The organism is Helicobacter bilis, from assembly GCF_900198365.1.
Lineage (GTDB): Bacteria > Campylobacterota > Campylobacteria > Campylobacterales > Helicobacteraceae > Helicobacter_A > Helicobacter_A bilis_B.
This window is the reverse complement of record NZ_FZMS01000042.1, coordinates 1-20,702: the sequence shown is the minus strand read 5'-3', so window position 1 is coordinate 20,702 and position 20,702 is coordinate 1. Positions and strand designations below refer to the sequence as shown.

Sequence of the window (20,702 nt, the reverse complement as noted above, 5' to 3'; positions counted from 1 at the left end):
AATCTTGCTATTATATTCTAAAATTACATATTTTCATAGATATGACTTAAGAAAGTGTTTGGAATCTATTATTTATAAAAGCTACTTTGAATGTCTGTTATAATTACTGCGGAAAATAACAAAAGGATAAATATGCAAACAATAGCTATCGTAGGTCTAGGCAATATCGGCACAAAATATGCGATGACACGGCATAATATAGGCTTTTTAAGCTTGTATGCCATCACGCAAATACTAAATAATCCCTATATACTACACAACTCTTTGGACTATCAAAATACCAAAACTTTGCTTGGCGATCTTGAAAGCCTTGTGGATAAAAAACAAAAAGGTATAATGCAATGGCAAAATCAAAAAAGTATGCAAAGCTTTCAAGCAAAAATTAGCCTCAAAGACTTTGTATCGCCTTTAGAGTATTTTCCATTTTTCTTAACTCAACTCAAATGTCTAAATCCACATAAAAAGCCCTTAGATAGCCTAGAACTACAAAAAAAATTTAGAGAGAAATTAGGAAGTTTATCAAATGAATATGAGATTGTATGTATCGCTCCAACCACCTTTATGAATAGAAGTGGTATCGCACTTCAAAGCATTGAGAAGAAATGTAATATCGCCCAAATGATTGTTATTTATGATGATTTAGATACTCGTTTTGGGAATCTTAGCTTTCGTTATAAGGGCGGAAGCGGCGGACACAATGGCTTAAAATCAATCCATGAATATGTGAAGAGAGATTATTTGCGTGTAAAGCTTGGGATTGGCAATAATATCATATTGCATGACATGCTAGATTCTCTTGTAGCGCATAATACACAAGTAAGTATAGAATCTTTTAGGACACTTTTTTATGAAACCTATTTAGAAAAGCTATGTATGGCAAAAATCTTTAAAACAAAAAGCCTTTTTAAAGTTATGGAATCTAAAAATTTTATGGATAAAAATTTAGATTCTAATGATTTTAATATTAGATGTAAGCAAATGTCTAGCATGGATTCTAATCCTTGTCATGTTGAGTGCAGCAAAACATCTAACAAAGATTTTGAAAAAGATATTTCAACCACAACTCAATATAATAAGATTTTAGAATCTCAACCATTTGGGCGGGTGCAGGGCGTAGGGGTGCAAGATAATGAGAATTTAGAATCTACCCAAAGCACAGATTCTATAAATAGCGTTACAGCAACACAGAATAAAGATTCTAAAACTTCCACCCCAAACACAGACTTAACACAAAAAATAGATTCTATAAAACAAGAAGACTACGAAGCTATTATGAATCTCTTTTCTTCATATCAAAAAAGCGGTGATAAAGAAGTGGCAAACTATGTTTTATCGCCATTTAATACGCATGAAAAAACTCTTTTAGCACCGCTACTAGCATATAATGGACTAATCGTTATGGCTACATTATTTGAATGGGCACATAGAAATCACAATACTCAAACAAGCACAGATTCTACACAAACTCAAACTTTCATGCCCCTTGTTCCTTTTTCTGTGCTACTCAAATAGATGAATGGATACAGGATCTTAAATTTCATACACCATACATACTTGCAATGTAATAATTCTATTTATCTATATATAACGCAATAAATTTTCCCATACAATATCATCATAAGCAACTTTAATGCTTTGTGTATGTGCGGCTTTGTAAATAGACAACACTTCATCTGTATTATCTTGCTGGGCTAGTCCTTTGTGTGTGATTAATGGGGGTAAAATGCGGGTTTGAGCCTTACTATTAAACTTCGCACAAATTAATACAAGGCTAGAATCCTTTTCTATGCGGGGATATACAAAGCGTAAAAACTCAACTCCAAAGCCATACGCCCTTAAAGATTCTAAAACCTCTGGAAGCATAGCAGGAGCATAACAAAAGATAAATTTACCATGCGGTTTTAACACTCTTTTTGCTAGTTTTAGCATTGTAGAAAGCGGTAAAAAGTGGCTTTGTGTGGCTTGTGCTTTAAAGGGATTGTTTGATTGCAAAGTTTGCGTGTGATAAAAGGGGGGATTACTTATAATAAGATCAAAATAAGGCAGTGAAGTGATATCTGCATATTGTGGTGCTAAATGTTTTGTGTCTTCATTATGGTGGCCCACTTGACTTTGAGTGGGATTTAGATTATTCTTATTTTGAGTTATCATTGAAAAATCTCTTTTAGATTCCATATTTGATGTTTTATTTCGTTCAACATGACAAACCTTAGAATCCTTAATCTTAGAACATAAAAGCGGTGTTTCTAAAGATAAAGAATCTAGCGATAAAACTTCTTTAAACTGAGTTTCTACTAGCATAGATTCTAACTTCTTTTTATTACACAGCATATTTTCATACAGTTCTTTTAATAGATCTTTAGACTGGATAAGCATATTGCAATCAGCATGGATAACGATAGAATCTATATGATTTATCTGTGCGTTTTTTGCATTCATAAGTGCATATTCTCTTTGCTTTTCGATTTGATACAGCGTTATGGCTTTTGATTTCGCACAAAGCAGCCCGATTATACCGCTTCCACTCCCAAGCTCAAGCACTTTTGCCCTAGATTTTATGTGTGGCAGTATAAAATCCCATAAAAACAAACTATCGCTATTATAGCAATAGCCCTCTGCTATTTGATAGATTTTTAATCGCCCTTTCATTGCTACTTGATTATCTCTCATTCATTATATATGTGCCTTCTTTAAGCCATAATTTTGCGGTGCTTTTTAGCCTTGCTACATTATCACTTGCAAAAAAGTCAATGAGATTTTTTGAGTTTTTCTCTATTTTGAAATGCTCTCTTACATAACATGCGATCGCCTCACCAGAGTGGATAAACTTCACATCACTGCCAAAATATCTTTGCATGGGCAGCAATAAAAGTGGAAAATGCGTACAACCTAGTATCACCACATCAGGCTTTAAAGTCGGTGGGAAATAATGTCTTAATACAGAATCTACAACCTCACCGCTAAAAACATGTTCTTCAACTAAGCTTACAAAAAGATTTGTCGCAAGACTTGTGATATTTGTGTAGCCTAGATTCCGCAAACTTTTCGCGTAATTATCTGATTTTATCGTGGCTTCTGTGGCTATTACGAGTATGTGCTTATCCTTTGCTATGTGCTGCTGTGTGAGTGCGGCAATGCCAGATTCTATAACGCCTATAATGGGGATTTTAGAGCATTCTTGCATTGCATACAAGGCATGGGCTGAAGCAGTATTACACGCTACCACAAGTAAATCAAGCCCAAAATTTGAAAAAAACTCCAAAGCCTCTAGCGAAAAGCGGCGGATAGTCTCTGTATCCTTATTACCATAGGGCACTCGTGCTGTATCGCCATAATATACAATGTGATTAAAGCCAACTTCTTCAATGAGACTTTTTAGCACGGTTAGCCCCCCCGCACCACTATCAAAAATGCCAATATTATTAATTGTTTGCATATATTGCCTATATTTAGAATCTAAAATGTAATTGTAGCGTAAAAGGACAGAGTATGCTAAATCACTATGGCGGACTATATAAAAGTGTAATCGGCGATATAGGCATTATGATATATAAAGATAGGATTGTGAATATAGAGCTTTTTGCTAAAGACGCAAAACCGCTGCATAGCATTGAAACATATAAGAATTTAAAAGAAAATCCTATAAGCAAACAAACAATCAAGGCTTTAACACTTTATCTATCAGGCAAGATTCCACTTGATATGCAACATGAAAGCAATATTGCATTACAATTATTTCTCAATGGAAGTGTGTTTCAAAAAGATGTATGGAATGCACTCTTACGCATTCCCTATGGTGAAACAAGGAGTTACAAAGATATTGCCAAAGAGATTGGAAAGCCAAATGCTATGCGTTCCGTCGGCAGTGCATGTAAAAAGAATCCTATATTATTTTTTATACCTTGCCATCGTGTTATAAATAGTAATGGAAATATGGGCGGTTATCGTGCGGGACTTGATATTAAGAAACATTTGCTTATGCTTGAAACAGGGGTAAAATTTACAATTTAAGCAGGGAGGATATGGAGAAGATTTAATTTATGTAAAAATAATCTTATGAAGGCTTATTATCACTTTTACTGCTTATCGACTTTCTGCAAATCAAGCTAACTCTACTTATTATATTCCACATTTCACACACAATACAATACATTATTTAGTTTTAGATAGAATATCACAGATAAAAAATGATTCAATAAAAAGGCAAAACTATGCAAAAAGATGAAGTCACAAAAGAAACAACACTAGGTTTCACACAAACAAATAGCACCAAACATAAAGTCCAGCTACTCTCACCAGCAGGTAATCTCACAAAGTTAAAAATCGCATTGCAATATGGAGCAGATGCGGTATATGGCGGTGTGAGTCATTTTTCACTGCGTAATCGTGCGAGTAAAGATTTCACTTATGACGACTTTAGAGAGGGTATAGTCTATGCGCACAATCTTGGCAAAAAAGTCTATGTTACTATTAATGGCTTCCCATTTAACTCACAGATAGAATCTTTAAAAACTCATATCGCAAAAATGCGTGATTTAGAGCCAGACGCTTTCATCGTAGCAGCACCCGGCGTTGTGAAACTTGCAAAAAGCATTGCCCCAAATATCCCTATACACCTTTCCACACAGGCAAATGTATTAAATGTGCTTGATGCAGGGGTGTTTTATGATATGGGCGTGAAGCGGATTGTCGCGGCAAGGGAGATAAGCCTCAGTGATTGCGAAGAGATAAAAAAGGTGCTGCCAGACTTAGAGATTGAGATTTTCGTGCATGGGAGCATGTGCTTTGCGTTTTCTGGGCGTTGTTTGATTTCTGCCTTGCAGCATGGCAGAGTGCCTAATCGTGGGAGTTGTGCGAATGACTGCCGCTTTGATTATGAATACTTTGTGCGTGATGAGACAAGTGGGGATCTTATCCGCTTTAATCCAAATGAATTTTATGCAAAGAATCCAGACAATAATGTATTTTTGCGTTTGCAAGAAGAAGAGGGTGTTGGCACACATATATTTAATGCAAAAGATTTAAATCTAGCAAGTCATCTGCACCATATTATGCAATCAGGCGTGATTGATGCCCTAAAGATTGAGGGTCGCACAAAAAGCACATATTATGCGGGTATCACAGCGCGCACATATTGCCTTGCCCTGCAGGATTATGAGAGGCAAGTTTCTCGTCCAACTCTCTATCAATACGAGCTGCATACACTAAAAAATAGGGGCTTTACTGATGGATATATCATTCATCGCCCATTTGTGCGGCTTGATACACAGAATCATTTTAGCGCGATAAGTGAGGGCAGCTATCAGGTATGTGCAGAGGTTGATTCTAGTGGGCTTTACTGCCTTTGTAAGCATACGATAAGAAAGGGCGATTTACTAGAGATTATCGCTCCTTTGCATTACTATCCAAATACGCAATTTGGGATACAATCTCATGCAGTGGCAAAACAAAATGATGTAGAATCTATGGGGCTAAATGAATTATCGCATATACAAGATTCTAAAAGCCCAAATAGTATAGAATCTAGTTTAAATACACAAGATTCTATCTCATTGGATTCTAATGAGATAGAAAAGCTTACTACACAAAGTAATGAAAATGGCATTATTTGTTGCATTGATGGTAGATATTATTTGCGATTACATAGAATCTTACTGCAAAATGGAAAAGAAGTGGATTCCATACATAGTGGCAATACAAACCCCATTGCATTACCTTTTAGGTTACCGCCTTTTAGTTTTTTGCGTGTAAGGTTATAAAGTTCAGATTCTAATAATTGTCATGCTTGACAAAAACCAACGCCTAAGAACACAGACATCATACCTTGTGGGTGAAATCTTCTATCATCTAAAAGCTAAGCTTAAACTAACCTTTTGGTGTAAAAACATTAAAATGCAATACCAGCTTCTAATCCAGCCTGCCAGCCATTTGATTTTGGCATACTTACACTATTTGCTGTGTTACTTGCATTGAGATTATAATACTTACCAAAACCTTTGAAATAAAGACTTACATGCTCACTCACTTTAGCCTGTGTCCCAAGACTAAACATAACGACATGACTTTTCTCATTAATATCAGCATAAGATTTACCAAAAGAATACGCCCCATTAAACACATAGCCATATCCAGCACTATATATAAACTTTATTTTTTCACTTAAAGCGATTTTTCCATCAAACCCCGCTCCAATTATCATAAAATCCCTACCGACACCGCCATTTGTCTTTGCCATATCATAGCCTAAAAGAAAGTTGATAAACAAAGGCGAATTTACTCCCGCTACATTCACACCAAGTTTAGCAATCCCATCGATTTGAAACAATCTATTATCCTTGCTAAGTGTTCCAAGACTATTCCCACTCACACTATTGTTACCATAGCCAATCTTTGCATCAAGACCAAATTGCACTCGATTAAAAAATATATCAGCCCCACCTATTGAGAAAAGACCGCCTACATTCTCTACATTTGCTCCTTGTCCCGCTATCTTTTCATAGTATCCACCAGCACCTATATAGAAATCTATGCAGTAATTCTCCGTTAAGCATATTGCATTCGCACTCACTCCTAAAGCCCCAACTAATACAAAACTTAAACCCAATTTTTTATACACATTTACCATATTAACCTCTCCTATTACTAAGATGACAAAAAACCATTAAAACAATTTATTTGCAAACCATTCACCGGCTTTTACTACTACAGGCGTTAAAAATGATACCAACAAACCAGCAAGTATGCCCTCACCCTTAGTCTCACTCATCTCTACATTACTCAATGCAACAACATCACCACTCTTAACATCATTAAATAGCATATTCATATCATCATTACTGATACTTGCTACTTTATGTGTTTCAATAATATTTTGCACATTATTTGCATGAACTTGTGCTTGCAGGGCAGTAAAACTTAAAACAGAACCCAAAACCAAAACTGAAATCATCTTTTTCATGATTTCCTCCTTTATGTAAAATTTATTTCGTTTATATTTCATTGACCAATTGTCAAAAAATATAAACTTGCTCGTATTGTAAATGAAAAAAATTTAACTCAAACTTAAAACCAAAAAAAAAAAAACAAAAATAACACAAAATTCTTAAATTATCGTTACTTTAAGTAAAAAACTACATAAAATGTAATGATTACTTTACATTTTATTACCATATTAATAATATTTTATGCAATGCGATAAACATGCTTTCAATATATTTATCATATTTGTAGAATAGAATCTAAAACCCACCATTTAGACTATGAAAGTATAAGAATCTCATATAAAACTAGATTCTAAATTAAACATAGCATAATAAATCATTATGTGTTTCTGCGTTCAGCTAAACGCTATCATATAACTATATTAAAAACTAAGCCCTGTTTCTAGCATAACACTCCACGCATTAGCTGCAGGAAAATTTACTTGTTTGCTATTAATAGTTAGAGTATTACTTTGTGGGACATTATAATATTTTATAATGCCTTTTACATATATCCCAAGCATACTTGTTAAACTCACATCTACACCAAGTGAGCCAAAGAGACCATACCCAAGTTTGTTTTCACTAAAGCTTTGTTTGCTTTCCTTAAGCACATAAAATGGATGCACAGCACCACCACCAAAGCTATATAATAACTTTGCCTTTTGTGTTAATGTTTTCTTCCCCTCAAGTTCCGCTCCATATAATCCAAAGCCATGTCCAATCGCACCAGCATGTCCATCCATACCAAGAATAAGATTTATGTATAAAGGTGAATTAAGACTTGCTACATTAAAGCCCATTTATATTGAACATTTGCAAAATAACCTGTGTTACCTGCAATAAATCTATTAGACTCACTTGGAGCATTTGTGCCAAATACACCCATTGAACCCGAACCAACTTTAAAACCTAAGCCAAATTGCAATCTTCTTAACACTAAAAAATCAATATCAAATGCACCATAGCCACCCTTGAAGTTACCATCTAAACTGCTATTACCACCAAAGTCGCTATATACAGCACCAACACCGACATTACCACCAACGCAAAATAGGGAATCACATGCGGCATTTGCACTCATCGTCAATGAACCAGCTAATACGATACCTAAACCCAACTTTTTATACACATTTACCATGTTTTATTCTCCATTTATGACATAATATTTCTTAAACAAACTATTTGCAACTCACTCTCTAAGTTTAGAGAGTGAGATTTCACACTACACATATTGTTTTTCATAATGCCCCCTTTTATGTAGATTATAATGAGTTTCTATTTGCCTTATTGTTGTCAAAATAGAAACTGAATAAATTCTATATCAAGCAAACTGAAACAAAAATTAAAATCAAAAAAAACGAAAATAATTAAAGATTACCATATTATCGTTACTTTAAGTAAAAAACTACATAAAATGTAATGACTACTTGACATTTTATTGCGAATATTGAAATTTTTATATCATGACTATATAGAATGGATTTTATATTGCAGAAATCCTATTGATCTAAAAAATACATTATAATATTTGTCATACCGTGTAAAACTTATAAGGGTTTTTGTAGGGATTTCGCCCATTATTCATAATTATAAGATTCATAAGGGCTTATGTAAGTCTGCTTTTGTATTGCACTGCTTCACAAGAATCATAAAAACTTGTGTTCTAAATTATGCTAAGATTACAAATTAAAATTCCATAAAAACCCCCCAAAACAAGTTACTACAAGGAAAAATATGCGTAAGCAAAACAAAGCAAAGCAAAACCGCACACAAAATAAGAAAGAAAAATTTATGATTAATAGGGGACAATACAAAGGTTTAGGACTTTTTTTAGAATCTAATGATATAACACGACCTACAAAAGCCCTTGTGAAAAAGTCCTTTTTTGATACCATGCAACATAACCTTTATAATAAAGTCTTTGTTGAGTGCTTTGCAGGGAGTGGTCAAATGGGCTTTGAAGCCTTATCTCTTGGGGCTAGCTCGGCTGTATTTTTTGAGAAAAACATGGGGGCTTTTAAGAATCTATGTGAAAATATCAGTCTATTTTGGCAGAAACATAAGAACTATCATAGAGACACAAACGATTCTATAACCACGCCTTTTAGCATAAATGCACACTATAAAGATTGTCTGCAATCACAGGATTCTATAATGAATTTTGTAAAAAACACAGATTTTCAAGTAAAAAATGATATAATTCCAGCTTTAAATTCCACAATGCAAACAAATCAATTTGTATTATATATGGACCCACCCTTTGCATGTCGAGAAGGTTTTGGGGATATTTATACAAAGATTTGGCATTTTATAGAATCTTTTGATGAAAATTTTACGCAAAAAGTCGATATGATAGTCATTGAAAGTATGAGTAATATCCAGCTTGATACGCAAATAGGGATATTTCAGCTTGTGAAAAAAAGTAAGTTTGGACAGACGACTTTGATGTATTTTACAAAATAAAGGAGCAAACATGGCAGAAGAAGAAAAACCAGCCACAGAAGAAAAAAAGGGCAAAGGACTTATTTTTATCATTGTAAGTGTGGTTGTTGCGGTGCTTATACTCGTTGGTGTAGTTGTGTTTCTTTTTATGGGTGGCGATGAAGAGGGCGATCATGGTGGGGGCAATGCAGCGCCACCACCACAAATCGCAAATCTAACGCCAGAGCAGCAAGCATTATTGCAAAATGAAGCATACAAAAATCCTGTTGCTATCACACCTTTAGAGAAACCTTTTATTATCAATCTAAAGTCACCAGATCCAGAAAATATGCGTGTTGCGGGTTTTGCGAAGTTTAGTGCTACACTTTTACTTGCCGATAAAAATGCAGTCAAAGAAGTGGAGGCAAAGATTGACATTGTAAGAGGTGTTATCGCTGATGCTACGAGTGCTTATCTTGCTACCGAGTTGCAAAGTGCGCAAGGTAGGCAAAAACTTGCTAATGCGATTACGGCAAGTCTTAATTCCGTGCTTACAGATGGCAAGGTAGCAGCAGTTGTATTCCCAGATTTTATTATACAGCCTTAGGTTTTCAAGGCTAGAATTGTTAGATTAAAAGATTCTTAGAATCTTATACAATGTATAAGGAAAATTATGAAGCATATATTGTTTATGTTATTGTGTATGTTTGGTTTTAATGTCGCGTATGCTGATGATAATGCCTATTATGGCGTGTATCGCAATGCAAAGGATTTATATCCGATTGAAAAAGAGTTTGTGATGATGTTAAAGCCATCAAATCCAGATGATTTACGCACTGCTGGCTATGCTAAGTTTAATGCGACAATTATTATGAGCGATAAGTCGGCGGCTAAAGAGCTTGATGTAAAGATTGATATTGTGCGTTCCGTTGTCGTTGATACTGTGAGTGGCTTTATGAAGACAGACTTGCAAGGCGCACAAGGCAAACAAAAACTTGCTGCAACACTTACTGCGAGTGTGAATGCAGTTTTGACAGATAGCAGCATAGTAGGCTTTGTCTTCCCAGACTTTGTAATCCAGCCTTAATATAATATAGCTTCATTATGAATCTTGAAATTGGCGCAGATATTATTGCCACATCACGCATAAAAAATGCCATTGCAAAGTTTGGCTTGGGCTTTTTAGAGCGTTTTTTACTACCAAGTGAGATGTTACTTGCTTATAAAAATAAAGAGAAACTAGTGCTATATAATAAAGATTCTAAAAGCTTGTCTCATGAATTTATATCCACTAAAACACATTTTTTCACACAAGAAAGCCTAGATTTATATACCACGCAAATGCAGGATATTTTCAATGATTTACAAGCAAATTTCACAATAGAATCATATAAGATTGACACAATAGCAGGATTTTGGGCGATAAAAGAGGCATGTTCTAAAGCACTTGGTATTGGCATTGGCAAAGAGCTTGGATTTCATGATATATGTATATATAAGGATATGTATGGAAAGCCGCACTTAGCCCTACATGAAAATAAATATAATAATTTTAGAATACAAAAAATTGCAATTAGCATGAGTCATGACTGCTTAAATGTTATTGCTGTGTGTGTTATTACTTTTAATGAGGCATGATGTTTATAATTAAAAAGCATGTTTTAGGTGTTTTCCATATTTGTGAGTTTGCCAAGCCTTAGCTTTTTAGAATCTGCATTCTAACTTTTACAACCCAGATTTTAAAACAATACTTCAAGTGATTAGTGGCATTGATATACTTTAAAAAACACAGATCACATAATAAGTCATAGCAAGAGAATCTAATTCTTTGCAACGACTAAAGTGGTGATCATTCACGCATTTTCTATCAATATGCTTCCACTCTCACACTAAGGGCATAACCTTTTTAGCGATATATTCTAGCTCCTTTTGCATATTAGCACACTGAATGATAAGCAAATCTAGCCCTGCTTCTTTATAGGCTCTAATCTTTTGTGCTACACTTTCGGGTGTGCCAACTAGATTTGGTCGCAAACCACGATTAGACACGCTATATTCCTGCTTGCTAATCTCTACATCAAGCTGTGAATTGTCTGTGAAATTCTTATAAGAGTTTTCATAATCGGCGTAATTTTTAATGGTAGTAATCCGCTTTAGCTCATTTTGTGCCTCTTCTTCGCTATCACGCACAATCATATACACTGCCATACCAAAGCCCTTAAATGGCGGCAATCCCGCTCTTTTCTTTCGCTCTTTCATATCAGCGATTTTCACTCTCACTTCTTCAAGTGTGCCGCCGTGCAAGAGATAAAAATCCGCAAATTGTGTAATGGCATTTCTGCCTATCTCACTCTCACCTCCGGCATACACAAGCGGAATCTTAGGCGGTTTTGGCTCATTATAGGAATTTTCAAAGCTAAAATATTTACCCTTGTGATGAAATGGGCTTTGCTTCCAAAATCCTCGCAAAACATCGGTGTATTCGTGTGTGAGCGTATATCTATCATCGTGTGCGTCAAAGTTTATGCCATACTGCCTAGCCTCCTCTTCCCACCACGCTGATACCATATTGATAGAAAATCGCCCATTACATATTTGTGAAATGGTAGCAATCTGCTTTGCCGTGAGTGCTACTTGATGATACTGCGGACGCAAAGCCGCTAGAATCTCAATGCTTTGTGTAACCGCCGCCAAACCATTAGCAATAGCCCACGCATCAAGGGCTGGGGCTTTCTCACCTTTAATATCATTTAAATACAGCTCTGGCACAAGGGTGAGCGTATAGCCTAGATTCTCCGCCCTTATTGCTAAATCGCGGATATACTCCCAAGAACACTGTGTGCTATCATCATCTACATTCCTAAGCCAACTGCCAAATACCGGACTCCAATATCCAAACTTCATTTTCACTCCTTTATTGTTTGTCAAACTGCTCTTTTAAAAAGCTAACTAACCTATCCGCCGCCGCCACTCCGCCACTAGAGCGGATTTTAGATTCTAGTGTGGAGTTATAATTTGTGTTTGTGTTTATATCATAGACCACAATATCCCCACTCACACTTTCAATAAATTCAATCCCTGCCACAGCGATATTATGCAGTGCCAAAAACTGCTCCAAACACCGCACAATAGGGCTTTTAGAATCTATCTCTTTTCTTAGGCTAAATTTATCCCCAGCTCCCACTTCACACGCTGCCCCAGCAAGAGCAGGTCGCTTTGTAGATTCTGCTTTAGAATCCGCCGACTTAGAATCCCTACTAGAATCCGGTTTAGAATCTAAAGAATCTATTTGACACGCATCAGCAGGGCATAGCTCAAAAGCCCCATTACTCGTATCCACTCGCACCGCATAGTGAAACTTCCCGCCGATAAACTCACATCGTGTAATAAAAGCTTCCCTAGATTCTACATACTCTTGTAAAAGTGTAATACCATCAATGGGTAGCTCAAACTCAGCTGATTTCACATAGCCCCTAAACTCATCAACATTTTCAAAAAGTCGCACACCTAAGCCTTTGCCGCCTTGATTATGCTTTGTGATAAAGGGCTTGTGATTTAGATTCTTAGCAAAGCTACTTGCCGCATTGATTAAATCAGTTTTCCCAAATACCGCAAGTGTTTTTGGTGTTTTAAAATCCACGCCTTGAGACTTAAAAAAAGATTCTAAAAGTAAAGCCTGTTTAACCTTGCTGACTTCAAGCTCTAGCACAGAGCTGCCATTTATCACTTTTCGCCCATAGCTTTCTAGCCACGCTAACAACGCACGACCATATTCCTTAGAAAAGGCATTATCACGCGTATGACTTGAGGCACTAAGCCTACTCCAAAACACCCCTTGCGGTGGGATAGAATCTAAACTAATGCCCCCTTGTGTGAGAAGGATTTCATTGAAATTAACCCCAGCCCTATCAAATGCCTCCTTAAAAGGCGGTATCCACTCATTATTTTCATGGATAATATAAATTCCATCCTGTAGCGTGTTATATAACATAATATGTCTCCTTTTAGTTTGATTAATTACAACAGAGTTAATCTAGATTTCTATTTTTTGGAATCAAAATAACACATACGGTTGCTATGACCATTAATGTGCCAAGATAAATAAAGAAACCTTGTTCAACTCCGTATTCCTTAAATTGTAAAGCTACATAATTTGCACTTCCTCCAAAAAGTGCTGCCGCAACTGCATAACTAAACCCAGTTCCAAGAGCACGAATATGTTGTGGAAAAAGTGTAGTCTTAAAAATACCTGCCACTGCACTATATAATCCAAGCATAAAACACATGGATCCGATTATAGCGAACAACGCAAAAGGGTTTGTAAATGTTTTCATTGCCATAAAAGCTGGATAGATACCAAAAATAGTAAAAATACAGAATGCAAGTAGACAAGTTTTTAACCCTATTCTATCAGACAATATTCCAAAAAATGGAACAGAGATAAATAGTATAAAAATTGCTCCTAGCATAATATTAGAAGCTATTTGTGGATCAATGCCATTATTTATCATATATATCTTGCTGTATGTGGTAATAATATAGTAAGCTGGAGAGCATCCTGCGGTAATACCAAAAACAAGCAATACAGATTTATATGATTTTAATAATGCTTTAAAGCTACCTCTATCTGCATGACATTTTAGTTCCTCTGCAGAATTGTCACTCATAAACGAACGTATAAGTAAACTAAATAAGGCAAACATACCACCAATGAAAAACAATACCCTCCATCCCCACTCAGACATTTCTTCATGTGAGATAAATAAAAACATACAACTAATACTCGCTATAGCAAGTAATTGACCACCAATAAGAGTAAAATACTGAAAACTTGAATAAAATCCTCTTTTACCATGTGGTGCCACCTCACTTAAATAAGCCGCTGCAATACCATATTCTCCACCAACAGCAAAGCCCTGTAAGAGTCTTGCCAAAAGTAAAAAGATAATTGCAGCATCTCCTATGATATTTTTGCCAGGCAAAAATGCTATCAAAAACGAACCTATAGCCATTAAAACAATAGAAAAAATCATCGAGCTTTTACGTCCTATTTTATCAGCGATAGACCCAAAAACCATACTGCCAATAGGAAGCATTAAAAAACCAATGGCAAACACACCAAAAACAGATATTTGTTGTATAACTGAGGATTGTGCATCAGAAAAGTTACTCGCAAAATAAGGTGTCGCAAATGCATAAATATAAAAATCAAACCATTCCACAAGATTGCCGCTACTTGCTGCAATGACAGAATGGATTGTCTTTGTTTTTGAAATGTCTAATTCAGACCTATTCCTCTTAAATAACACCATTGTCATAATCCTTCTATATAATATAGTCTTGCTCCTTATTGTGTTTAAATCGCCCTGTCCCCGCAAAGTCGTTTATCGTGCTTTTAGCCCCGCCCACACGATAGCGTGAAGCGATATGACTAGAATCTAGCCTATCGCCCTTACCAAAGAGTTTATGCCGCAGTGAGCCTTGTGCGTATTCTCTTTTATACACACCGCGATTTTGAAGCTCTGGCACGATGAAACGCACGACATCTTCAAAGCTCCCGGGCGTTGTCGTGTATGCGAGATTAAAGCCATCAGCATCGCTATAAGCAATCACTTCTTGCAAAATATCGCAGACTTGCGTAGGTGAGCCTACAAACTTTGGTCCTTGACAGCCTAGCCCTGTGAGCTTGAGTAAGTCTTTTAGTCGCCACTCCCTGCCAGATTCTGTTGTGGAGTTATCCAAGGCTTCTACTTGTGCGAGCATGGCGTTTGATTTAATGTTGCTTAATGGATCTTCTAAGTCATAGCGGCTTAAATCCACGCCTAGCCAACCAGAATTTATCACTAAAGAGCCTTCCTTGCTAGAGTAAGATAATAAATCGTTATACTTAGCTTGTGCTAGATTCTCATTCTCATCAGTGATGATTGTAGCTAGAATGTAGATTTTCGCACTATATGGATCGCGTCCTGCTTGGATTAGGGCTTCTCGCACTTGTTTTACGGCGATTTTGGCGTATTCTTTTGTAGGAGGGGCGATGAAAATCGCTTCTGCGTGAGTAGCGGCAAACTGCCTACCACGCGTAGAATTCCCCGCTTGAAATAGTAGCGGTGTGCGTTGGATACTTGGCTCACACAGATGAATACCCGGGACATCAAAATATTTGCCGTGATGCCCTATGTGATGAATCTTACTAGGATCGGCAAAGTCCCCACTCTCTCTATCTAAAATCACCGCAGAATCTTCCCAACTCCCCTCTAGCAATTTATAAATCACTTCCATATATTCATCAGCCACATCGTAGCGTTCATTGTGCGGCAGCTCACTTGAGCCCATATTTTTATTGGCACTTGGCAGATAGCCTGTAACGATATTCCAGCCGATTCTACCTTTTGTTAGATGATCGAGTGTGCTAAGGCGTCTAGCAAATGGATAAGGATGCTCAAAAGGCACACCAGCAGTAATCCCAAAACCTACATGTTTGGTAACCCCAGCACCGATGACAGCAAGTTGTGTAGGGTCATTGACAGGCACTTGCAGGGCAGTCTTTAACGCCCCACAATCATTGCCCCCATAAATATCATATACGCCCAAAACATCAGCGATAAACACCGCATCAAACAGCCCTTTTTCAGCGATTTGTGCGATATTTTGCCAATATTCAATGTCTTTATATTTTAGGGCTTGATCGTTAGGGTATCGCCATAGCCCCGGACTTAAATGCGAAATACAATTCATCTCAAAAGCATTAAAGCTAATTTGTTTTGTTAATCCCATATTGTTCTCCGTTTTAGAATCTTGTGTTGTGATTTATAAAACGCATTATATCAGTAAATTTTTAAAAATACAATATGTAATTTTAATTTTTTACAATTTTTTAAACTTTTTTGATAGATAAACTATAATATATAATTATTAAATAGCCATTTTTATAATTAAAATTATATAAAATATAGTTTTATACTGATTTTATTGTAATAAATAGTAGGCTATAAAACTCTGCTGATAATACAAAGACATAGAATCTAAATCGATATAAGAGATTCCAGAAACTCGTAACTATGCTATAATCTTGCTTTTAAAAATATGATACAAAAAGTTTAAGTGCAGGGAAATTACATGAAAGTTGGTTATATACATTTTTATGGTTTAGGTGATAATATTTTCGCACTTGAGCCACTTTTTGTATTAAAAGCAATATTTAATTGTGAAGTGATTGTCTTTGGTAATGCGATTATGAAAAATCTATTACTACATTGTGATTTTGTGGATTTCGTGCATGATATACAAGGTGATATTGCAAGTCATATTGATTTATTTAACTCATATAATCTTGATTATGCGATTCTTACAAATTGTAAGCGGTGTTATCTCTATCCCCTGCAAGCAAGCAATGTTAAAACAATTATCACAACCACGAAGATACCAAGTCTCTTTTCCATGCGTTGCAAGACTATACCAATGCATCTTTTACCAAAGTATCGCAACATGACACGATATGAGCAGGGTCTAAGCTATGTGCGAAAGATAAACCCAAAGTTATTTGACACAAAAATAAAGACAATCTGTCTTAATAATGCGAAAGTAAAAACTACACAGGAACAAAAAGAAAGGGTAAAATCTTTTATTGCTAACCATGCAAAAACGAGGGGGGGTAATTCTAAACTCATTTTAATTAATCCCTTTAGTCATACAGCCACACATACGCTTCCTTTAGAATCTTACATAGAGATTATAGCCCATATCAGCAATATGCAAAATTGTATCCCAGTAATTGCTACCTATCCACAAATACATGACTACTTTTTAGAAGCGCTATCTACATGGAAAAATGAAACTAAGCAAGAAATTTCAAATCTTATTATCTTTCAAAATGATGATGATATATTAAATCTTGCTGCATTGATAGAAGAAATGGATTATGTCATTAGTCCAAGCACAGGCACAATACATCTTGCTTCAAATCTAGGTGTGCCAACGATAGGTTTATTTTCGGCGTATGACACAAAGAAATGGGGGACAAAGAGTAAGCAATATGTGATTTTACCTTATGAAAAAACGCAAATGAATGAAAATGATATACAACAGGCTATAACACAAACATTGCATATATTGCAAGAAAATATTAATAATTAATAATAAAATGTAGTTATGTTTTATTAAAAAAAGTTTTAGCATAGAACCTACGAGAGAAAGCATAAATTTTTCTAGATTCTTTAAGTCTTTATGCAATTCTACATACAAAAAAGATTCAATACAAAGCTAGATTAAAATACAAGTAGAATTTATAGAATCTCTAAAAAGATTCTAAGTATAGCATTACAAAAGCGCTTAATAACAGAATCTAAAATATAGCTTTAATAGCCAAAACAGATTCAATATAAAATAAGATTCAAAACGACAATAAATCTTTAAAAACTACAAAACAAACCTTAACAACCACACCAAAACACCACAGAATCTCTATAAAGATTCCGTATAAAATCATTCAACCGTAACGCTTTTAGCTAGATTTCGTGGCATATCCACATCATTATTAAGCCGCACTGCTATCTCTAATGCTAAAAGTTGCAAGACAACCATCATGGAGAAAAACTCTTCCATATAGCTTTCAAATTGCGGAATCTTTACTATATCATCAGCGAGTTCAAAATCAATGGGGCTAATCGCACAGATTGTAGAATCTCTTGCAATGAGTTCTTCTACATTGCTTTTATTTTTTTCATATAATAAATTCTTAGGCATAAGTGCAAGAGTGAATAACTCACTATCAGCAAGGGCTATAGGACCATGCTTCATCTCCCCGCTAGGATAGCCCTCTGCGTGTAGATAGCTAATCTCTTTTAGCTTCAATGCCCCCTCTAGTGCGAGTGGATAAAAAATATCTCTACCAATAAAGAAAAAGCCATGTCCATGCAAATATCGCTTTGATAATCGTTTGATTTTTTCATGCAGATTCTGGTTTATATGTGTAGCACTTCTTGCATGTAGCATAGCCCTTGTCTCACTCTTTAAGCCAATAGAATCTATACAGCCCCTTTTATGCCCAAGCAACACAGAAAAAATCCATAGCACCATAACTTGTGTTGCAAACGCCTTTGTGCTTGCCACGCCTTTTTCCGTCCCAGCCCTTGTAAGCAGACAATAATCAGCTAAACGCACCATTGAGCTATTATCCACATTGCATATTACAAGTGTTTTTAATCCCTTTTCTTTTGCAAGTTTTAGGGCTTGAAGTGTATCAGCAGTCTCACCACTTTGTGAGATAACGATAAAAAGTTCATCAGATTCTAGCATGGGCTTTGCATAGCGAAACTCACTTGCAATATGCGTTGTCGTGCGGATTCTTGCCTTTCTCTCTAAGAGATATTTGCCGACTAATGCACTATGATAGCTCGTCCCACACGCACAAATCGCAATGCTTTTAAAGGCGTTAAAAAAGTTAGAATCTAGCTCATCTAAGCATACACCTCCTTCACGCACTCGCCCCACCATTGTCTCAAGCAAAACGCTTTCTTGCTCATATATTTCTTTTTCCATAAAATAGCGATAGCCATCTTTTTGTGCCTTCTCTTTATTCGCATTAAAGGGCTTTATCTCATATTTTAGCCCCCCTATCTCATCTACACTAAGACTTCCAAAGTCCCCATCATCAAGGTAAATCACACTATCTATAAGCCCTATAAGTGCGGCATCACTACTTGCAAAAAAGACTTCATCTCGCTTTTCTTTATTAAAACCGATTAGAAGCGGGGAGTGCTTTTTCACATAAAAGATTCTATTAGAATCTAGTTTTGTAATAAGTAGAATTGCAAAAGAGCCTTGTAGTCGCTTAATCGTTGCTTCAAAGGCTTCCTTTGGCGAGAGAGTTTGCGTATAAGATTCAAATAAATGCACGATTGCTTCTGTATCTGTTTGACTTTGAAAGCACACACCTTTTGCTTGCAACTCTTCTTTTAATTCCTTATAATTTTCAATGATTCCATTATGAATAATCGCACTTTGTGTGCCACTATGCGGGTGTGCGTTGCATTCTGTTGGCTTCCCATGTGTAGCCCAACGCGTATGCCCTATGGCTAGTCCATAGCCCTCAAACGACATGCTTTGTAATTTTTCACTCAAATTCTCTAACTTACCCACCGCACGAAAAGACTGAATCTTGTCATTTTGCAAAACCGCCATACCAGCACTATCATACCCACGATACTCTAACTCTTTTAAACCATTTAAAATCACACTTTTTTTATCTCTATCACCGATATATCCAACGATACCACACATTGCTAACTCCCTATAATAATTATTTTTATAATACTACCCAATCTATTTCAACTCTGTTTTAATAGACTATTGGTTTTAAATGCTTAGATATTCGCTGTATGTAATGCAACAACATTCTAAAATCTCTCATCTACCTCAATGCTTTCAAGTAAATATACAAAATCTTTCTTATATATTTTCACATTATCTTTTGAAAAAAATACAACCATTAACAATATTTTTTCTTTTTTGAGAGAAAAAAATTATTGCCAAAAGGCATGTTAAATCACCTTTTTTATTCACTCTAAGTTGTTGTGAAAAAGCAAAAAACATGAGCGTATAAAGGTCAAGGGGATTTTTATTTTTTATTAAAGCCGTCTCTAAACGATGATAGGATTTTTTGCGATATTCAATCTCTTGCCTATCACTAAAACATCTAACTGTTGCTTTTTGAGGTAAATCAAATTCTAAAAATTCTTGATTTGATATACTCGACTATATCCTCATTGGTAAATCTAGCAAATATTTGTATAGTTATGTTTGCAAAGTTTCATCCATATCATTCAATATGTAAGTTTTTGCCTCAGTATTCATCGCAACAGTTGCACTACCAGCAAAAATATCCACAAAAGTACCAATTAGAATATGGAAAAATATTTACTAAACCACACCTAATTAAGCGACTTTTATTGCCCATATAAAAAATTAGGGCTAAAGATAATATTTTTTACTCATTCGTTAATTCTAGCAAAATTAGTCCCAAATTATGCGAAAAATACCCCCCCCCCCCCTTAAACCATAAAAAATTAAAAAAAAATAAAAAAAAAAATACCTTTTTAATTTTTTATTCTTTTCTTTTTTTTTTTCTTCTTTTATTTAAATTTAGTCCTTTTTTTTTTTTATATTTTTTTTTTTTTTTTTTTCGTTTTTTTTGGGAAGGTTTAATTTTCACTTTTTTTTTTTTTTTGGGGGGTTTTTTTTTTTTTTTTGGTTTTTTTTTTTTTTTTTTTTTCCCCGGTTTTTGGGGAGGGGGGGGGTTTT

21 protein-coding genes are annotated in these 20,702 nt (G+C 35.5%); 8 read left to right on the top strand and 13 right to left on the bottom strand.

Annotation, left to right across the window (positions count from 1 at the left end; all coding sequences use genetic code 11):
• Window positions 1–132 precede the first annotated feature (132 nt).
• The gene (locus tag C6H08_RS06485; RefSeq protein WP_034580042.1) at window positions 133–1,512 is read left to right on the top strand and encodes an aminoacyl-tRNA hydrolase; all 1,380 of its coding nucleotides are present in this window, start codon (window positions 133–135) and stop codon (window positions 1,510–1,512) included.
• 66 nt (window positions 1,513–1,578) lie between these two features.
• On the opposite strand, the gene C6H08_RS06480 is transcribed toward C6H08_RS06485, so the two are convergent.
• Window positions 1,579–2,670: a tRNA1(Val) (adenine(37)-N6)-methyltransferase gene (locus tag C6H08_RS06480; RefSeq protein ID WP_052100015.1), complete on the bottom strand. Its 1,092-nt coding sequence runs from the start codon at window positions 2,668–2,670 to the stop codon at window positions 1,579–1,581.
• Window positions 2,660–3,436, bottom strand: a complete 777-nt coding sequence (gene murI / locus C6H08_RS06475; RefSeq protein WP_034580043.1) for a glutamate racemase — start codon at window positions 3,434–3,436, stop codon at window positions 2,660–2,662. Before murI ends, C6H08_RS06480 begins: the two co-directional genes overlap by 11 nt.
• Before the next feature lie 53 nt (window positions 3,437–3,489).
• On the opposite strand from murI, the gene C6H08_RS06470 reads away from it, so the two are divergent.
• Window positions 3,490–4,011: a methylated-DNA--[protein]-cysteine S-methyltransferase gene (locus tag C6H08_RS06470; protein WP_034562232.1), complete on the top strand. Its 522-nt coding sequence runs from the start codon at window positions 3,490–3,492 to the stop codon at window positions 4,009–4,011.
• A gap of 200 nt (window positions 4,012–4,211) precedes the next feature.
• Window positions 4,212–5,759, top strand: a complete 1,548-nt coding sequence (locus C6H08_RS06465) for a peptidase U32 family protein (protein ID WP_034580044.1) — start codon at window positions 4,212–4,214, stop codon at window positions 5,757–5,759.
• A 128-nt stretch (window positions 5,760–5,887) separates the two neighbouring features.
• On the opposite strand, the gene C6H08_RS06460 is transcribed toward C6H08_RS06465, so the two are convergent.
• From C6H08_RS06460 to C6H08_RS11955, 4 genes are all read right to left on the bottom strand, one after another.
• The gene (locus tag C6H08_RS06460; RefSeq protein ID WP_233708513.1) at window positions 5,888–6,625 is read right to left on the bottom strand and encodes a hypothetical protein; all 738 of its coding nucleotides are present in this window, start codon (window positions 6,623–6,625) and stop codon (window positions 5,888–5,890) included.
• 36 nt (window positions 6,626–6,661) lie between these two features.
• Window positions 6,662–6,958 carry a hypothetical protein gene (locus C6H08_RS06455; RefSeq protein WP_034562239.1) on the bottom strand — a complete coding sequence of 99 codons (297 nt, stop codon included), beginning with the start codon at window positions 6,956–6,958 and terminating at the stop codon, window positions 6,662–6,664.
• 405 nt (window positions 6,959–7,363) lie between these two features.
• On the bottom strand, window positions 7,364–7,783 hold the full coding sequence (locus C6H08_RS11960; protein ID WP_034562242.1) for a hypothetical protein: 420 nt from the start codon (window positions 7,781–7,783) through the stop codon (window positions 7,364–7,366).
• On the bottom strand, window positions 7,768–8,121 hold the full coding sequence (locus C6H08_RS11955; protein ID WP_034562244.1) for a hypothetical protein: 354 nt from the start codon (window positions 8,119–8,121) through the stop codon (window positions 7,768–7,770). Before C6H08_RS11955 ends, C6H08_RS11960 begins: the two co-directional genes overlap by 16 nt.
• A 596-nt stretch (window positions 8,122–8,717) precedes the next feature.
• On the opposite strand from C6H08_RS11955, the gene C6H08_RS06445 reads away from it, so the two are divergent.
• The 4 genes from C6H08_RS06445 (at window position 8,718) to acpS (ending at window position 11,042) form a co-directional block, all read left to right on the top strand.
• Entirely contained in the window at window positions 8,718–9,446 is a 729-nt protein-coding gene (locus C6H08_RS06445) for an RsmD family RNA methyltransferase (RefSeq protein WP_034562245.1), read from the top strand.
• A gap of 10 nt (window positions 9,447–9,456) precedes the next feature.
• The gene (locus tag C6H08_RS06440; protein WP_034580046.1) at window positions 9,457–10,011 is read left to right on the top strand and encodes a flagellar basal body-associated FliL family protein; all 555 of its coding nucleotides are present in this window, start codon (window positions 9,457–9,459) and stop codon (window positions 10,009–10,011) included.
• Window positions 10,012–10,077: 66 nt separating this feature from the next.
• Complete coding sequence (locus C6H08_RS06435; protein WP_034562249.1) at window positions 10,078–10,491, top strand: flagellar basal body-associated FliL family protein; 414 nt, start codon at window positions 10,078–10,080, stop codon at window positions 10,489–10,491.
• Window positions 10,492–10,508: 17 nt separating this feature from the next.
• Complete coding sequence (gene acpS, locus C6H08_RS06430; protein WP_052100016.1) at window positions 10,509–11,042, top strand: holo-ACP synthase; 534 nt, start codon at window positions 10,509–10,511, stop codon at window positions 11,040–11,042.
• A 246-nt stretch (window positions 11,043–11,288) separates the two neighbouring features.
• Here acpS and C6H08_RS06425 read toward each other — a convergent pair whose 3' ends face one another.
• Genes C6H08_RS06425 through C6H08_RS06410 form a run of 4 tightly spaced genes read right to left on the bottom strand, consistent with a single transcriptional unit; the run spans window position 11,289 to window position 16,178 of the window.
• Window positions 11,289–12,308, bottom strand: a complete 1,020-nt coding sequence (locus C6H08_RS06425; protein WP_034580047.1) for an LLM class flavin-dependent oxidoreductase — start codon at window positions 12,306–12,308, stop codon at window positions 11,289–11,291.
• 10 nt (window positions 12,309–12,318) lie between these two features.
• The gene (locus tag C6H08_RS06420; protein WP_034580048.1) at window positions 12,319–13,395 is read right to left on the bottom strand and encodes an ATP-grasp domain-containing protein; all 1,077 of its coding nucleotides are present in this window, start codon (window positions 13,393–13,395) and stop codon (window positions 12,319–12,321) included.
• A gap of 37 nt (window positions 13,396–13,432) precedes the next feature.
• On the bottom strand, window positions 13,433–14,716 hold the full coding sequence (locus tag C6H08_RS06415) for an MFS transporter (protein ID WP_034580049.1): 1,284 nt from the start codon (window positions 14,714–14,716) through the stop codon (window positions 13,433–13,435).
• A gap of 13 nt (window positions 14,717–14,729) precedes the next feature.
• Window positions 14,730–16,178 (bottom strand): LLM class flavin-dependent oxidoreductase, encoded by a 1,449-nt coding sequence (locus C6H08_RS06410; RefSeq protein ID WP_034580050.1) that lies wholly within the window; start codon window positions 16,176–16,178, stop codon window positions 14,730–14,732.
• Window positions 16,179–16,520: 342 nt separating this feature from the next.
• Between C6H08_RS06410 and C6H08_RS06405 the strand changes: the two genes are divergently transcribed.
• Window positions 16,521–17,537: a glycosyltransferase family 9 protein gene (locus C6H08_RS06405; RefSeq protein ID WP_034562260.1), complete on the top strand. Its 1,017-nt coding sequence runs from the start codon at window positions 16,521–16,523 to the stop codon at window positions 17,535–17,537.
• 348 nt (window positions 17,538–17,885) lie between these two features.
• On the opposite strand, the gene glmS is transcribed toward C6H08_RS06405, so the two are convergent.
• From glmS to C6H08_RS06395, 3 genes are all read right to left on the bottom strand, one after another.
• Window positions 17,886–19,682 carry a glutamine--fructose-6-phosphate transaminase (isomerizing) gene (glmS, locus tag C6H08_RS06400; protein WP_034580051.1) on the bottom strand — a complete coding sequence of 599 codons (1,797 nt, stop codon included), beginning with the start codon at window positions 19,680–19,682 and terminating at the stop codon, window positions 17,886–17,888.
• 513 nt (window positions 19,683–20,195) lie between these two features.
• A complete protein-coding gene (locus C6H08_RS12550; protein WP_158656824.1) occupies window positions 20,196–20,288 on the bottom strand; it encodes a hypothetical protein in 93 nt (30 codons plus the stop codon).
• Window positions 20,289–20,505: 217 nt separating this feature from the next.
• A partial coding sequence (locus C6H08_RS06395) for a hypothetical protein (RefSeq protein ID WP_199773192.1) occupies window positions 20,506–20,702 on the bottom strand: 197 nt, incomplete at its 5' end.

Excerpts from the sequence above, each read along its gene's own strand:
- C6H08_RS06425 (WP_034580047.1), bottom strand. The coding sequence starts at position 12,308 with ATGAAGTTTGGATATTGGAGTCCGGTATTTGGCAGTTGGCTTAGGAAT.
- C6H08_RS06470 (WP_034562232.1), top strand. The coding sequence starts at position 3,490 with ATGCTAAATCACTATGGCGGACTATATAAAAGTGTAATCGGCGATATA.
- C6H08_RS06415 (WP_034580049.1), bottom strand. The coding sequence starts at position 14,716 with ATGGTGTTATTTAAGAGGAATAGGTCTGAATTAGACATTTCAAAAACA.
- C6H08_RS06455 (WP_034562239.1), bottom strand. The coding sequence starts at position 6,958 with ATGAAAAAGATGATTTCAGTTTTGGTTTTGGGTTCTGTTTTAAGTTTT.
- glmS (WP_034580051.1), bottom strand. The coding sequence starts at position 19,682 with ATGTGTGGTATCGTTGGATATATCGGTGATAGAGATAAAAAAAGTGTG.
- C6H08_RS06410 (WP_034580050.1), bottom strand. The coding sequence starts at position 16,178 with ATGGGATTAACAAAACAAATTAGCTTTAATGCTTTTGAGATGAATTGT.
- C6H08_RS06485 (WP_034580042.1), top strand. The coding sequence starts at position 133 with ATGCAAACAATAGCTATCGTAGGTCTAGGCAATATCGGCACAAAATAT.
- C6H08_RS06445 (WP_034562245.1), top strand. The coding sequence starts at position 8,718 with ATGCGTAAGCAAAACAAAGCAAAGCAAAACCGCACACAAAATAAGAAA.
- C6H08_RS11955 (WP_034562244.1), bottom strand. The coding sequence starts at position 8,121 with ATGGTAAATGTGTATAAAAAGTTGGGTTTAGGTATCGTATTAGCTGGT.
- acpS (WP_052100016.1), top strand. The coding sequence starts at position 10,509 with ATGAATCTTGAAATTGGCGCAGATATTATTGCCACATCACGCATAAAA.
- C6H08_RS06460 (WP_233708513.1), bottom strand. The coding sequence starts at position 6,625 with ATGGTAAATGTGTATAAAAAATTGGGTTTAAGTTTTGTATTAGTTGGG.
- murI (WP_034580043.1), bottom strand. The coding sequence starts at position 3,436 with ATGCAAACAATTAATAATATTGGCATTTTTGATAGTGGTGCGGGGGGG.
- C6H08_RS06465 (WP_034580044.1), top strand. The coding sequence starts at position 4,212 with ATGCAAAAAGATGAAGTCACAAAAGAAACAACACTAGGTTTCACACAA.
- C6H08_RS06405 (WP_034562260.1), top strand. The coding sequence starts at position 16,521 with ATGAAAGTTGGTTATATACATTTTTATGGTTTAGGTGATAATATTTTC.
- C6H08_RS06480 (WP_052100015.1), bottom strand. The coding sequence starts at position 2,670 with ATGAGAGATAATCAAGTAGCAATGAAAGGGCGATTAAAAATCTATCAA.
- C6H08_RS06440 (WP_034580046.1), top strand. The coding sequence starts at position 9,457 with ATGGCAGAAGAAGAAAAACCAGCCACAGAAGAAAAAAAGGGCAAAGGA.
- C6H08_RS06420 (WP_034580048.1), bottom strand. The coding sequence starts at position 13,395 with ATGTTATATAACACGCTACAGGATGGAATTTATATTATCCATGAAAAT.
- C6H08_RS06435 (WP_034562249.1), top strand. The coding sequence starts at position 10,078 with ATGAAGCATATATTGTTTATGTTATTGTGTATGTTTGGTTTTAATGTC.
- C6H08_RS11960 (WP_034562242.1), bottom strand. The coding sequence starts at position 7,783 with ATGGGCTTTAATGTAGCAAGTCTTAATTCACCTTTATACATAAATCTT.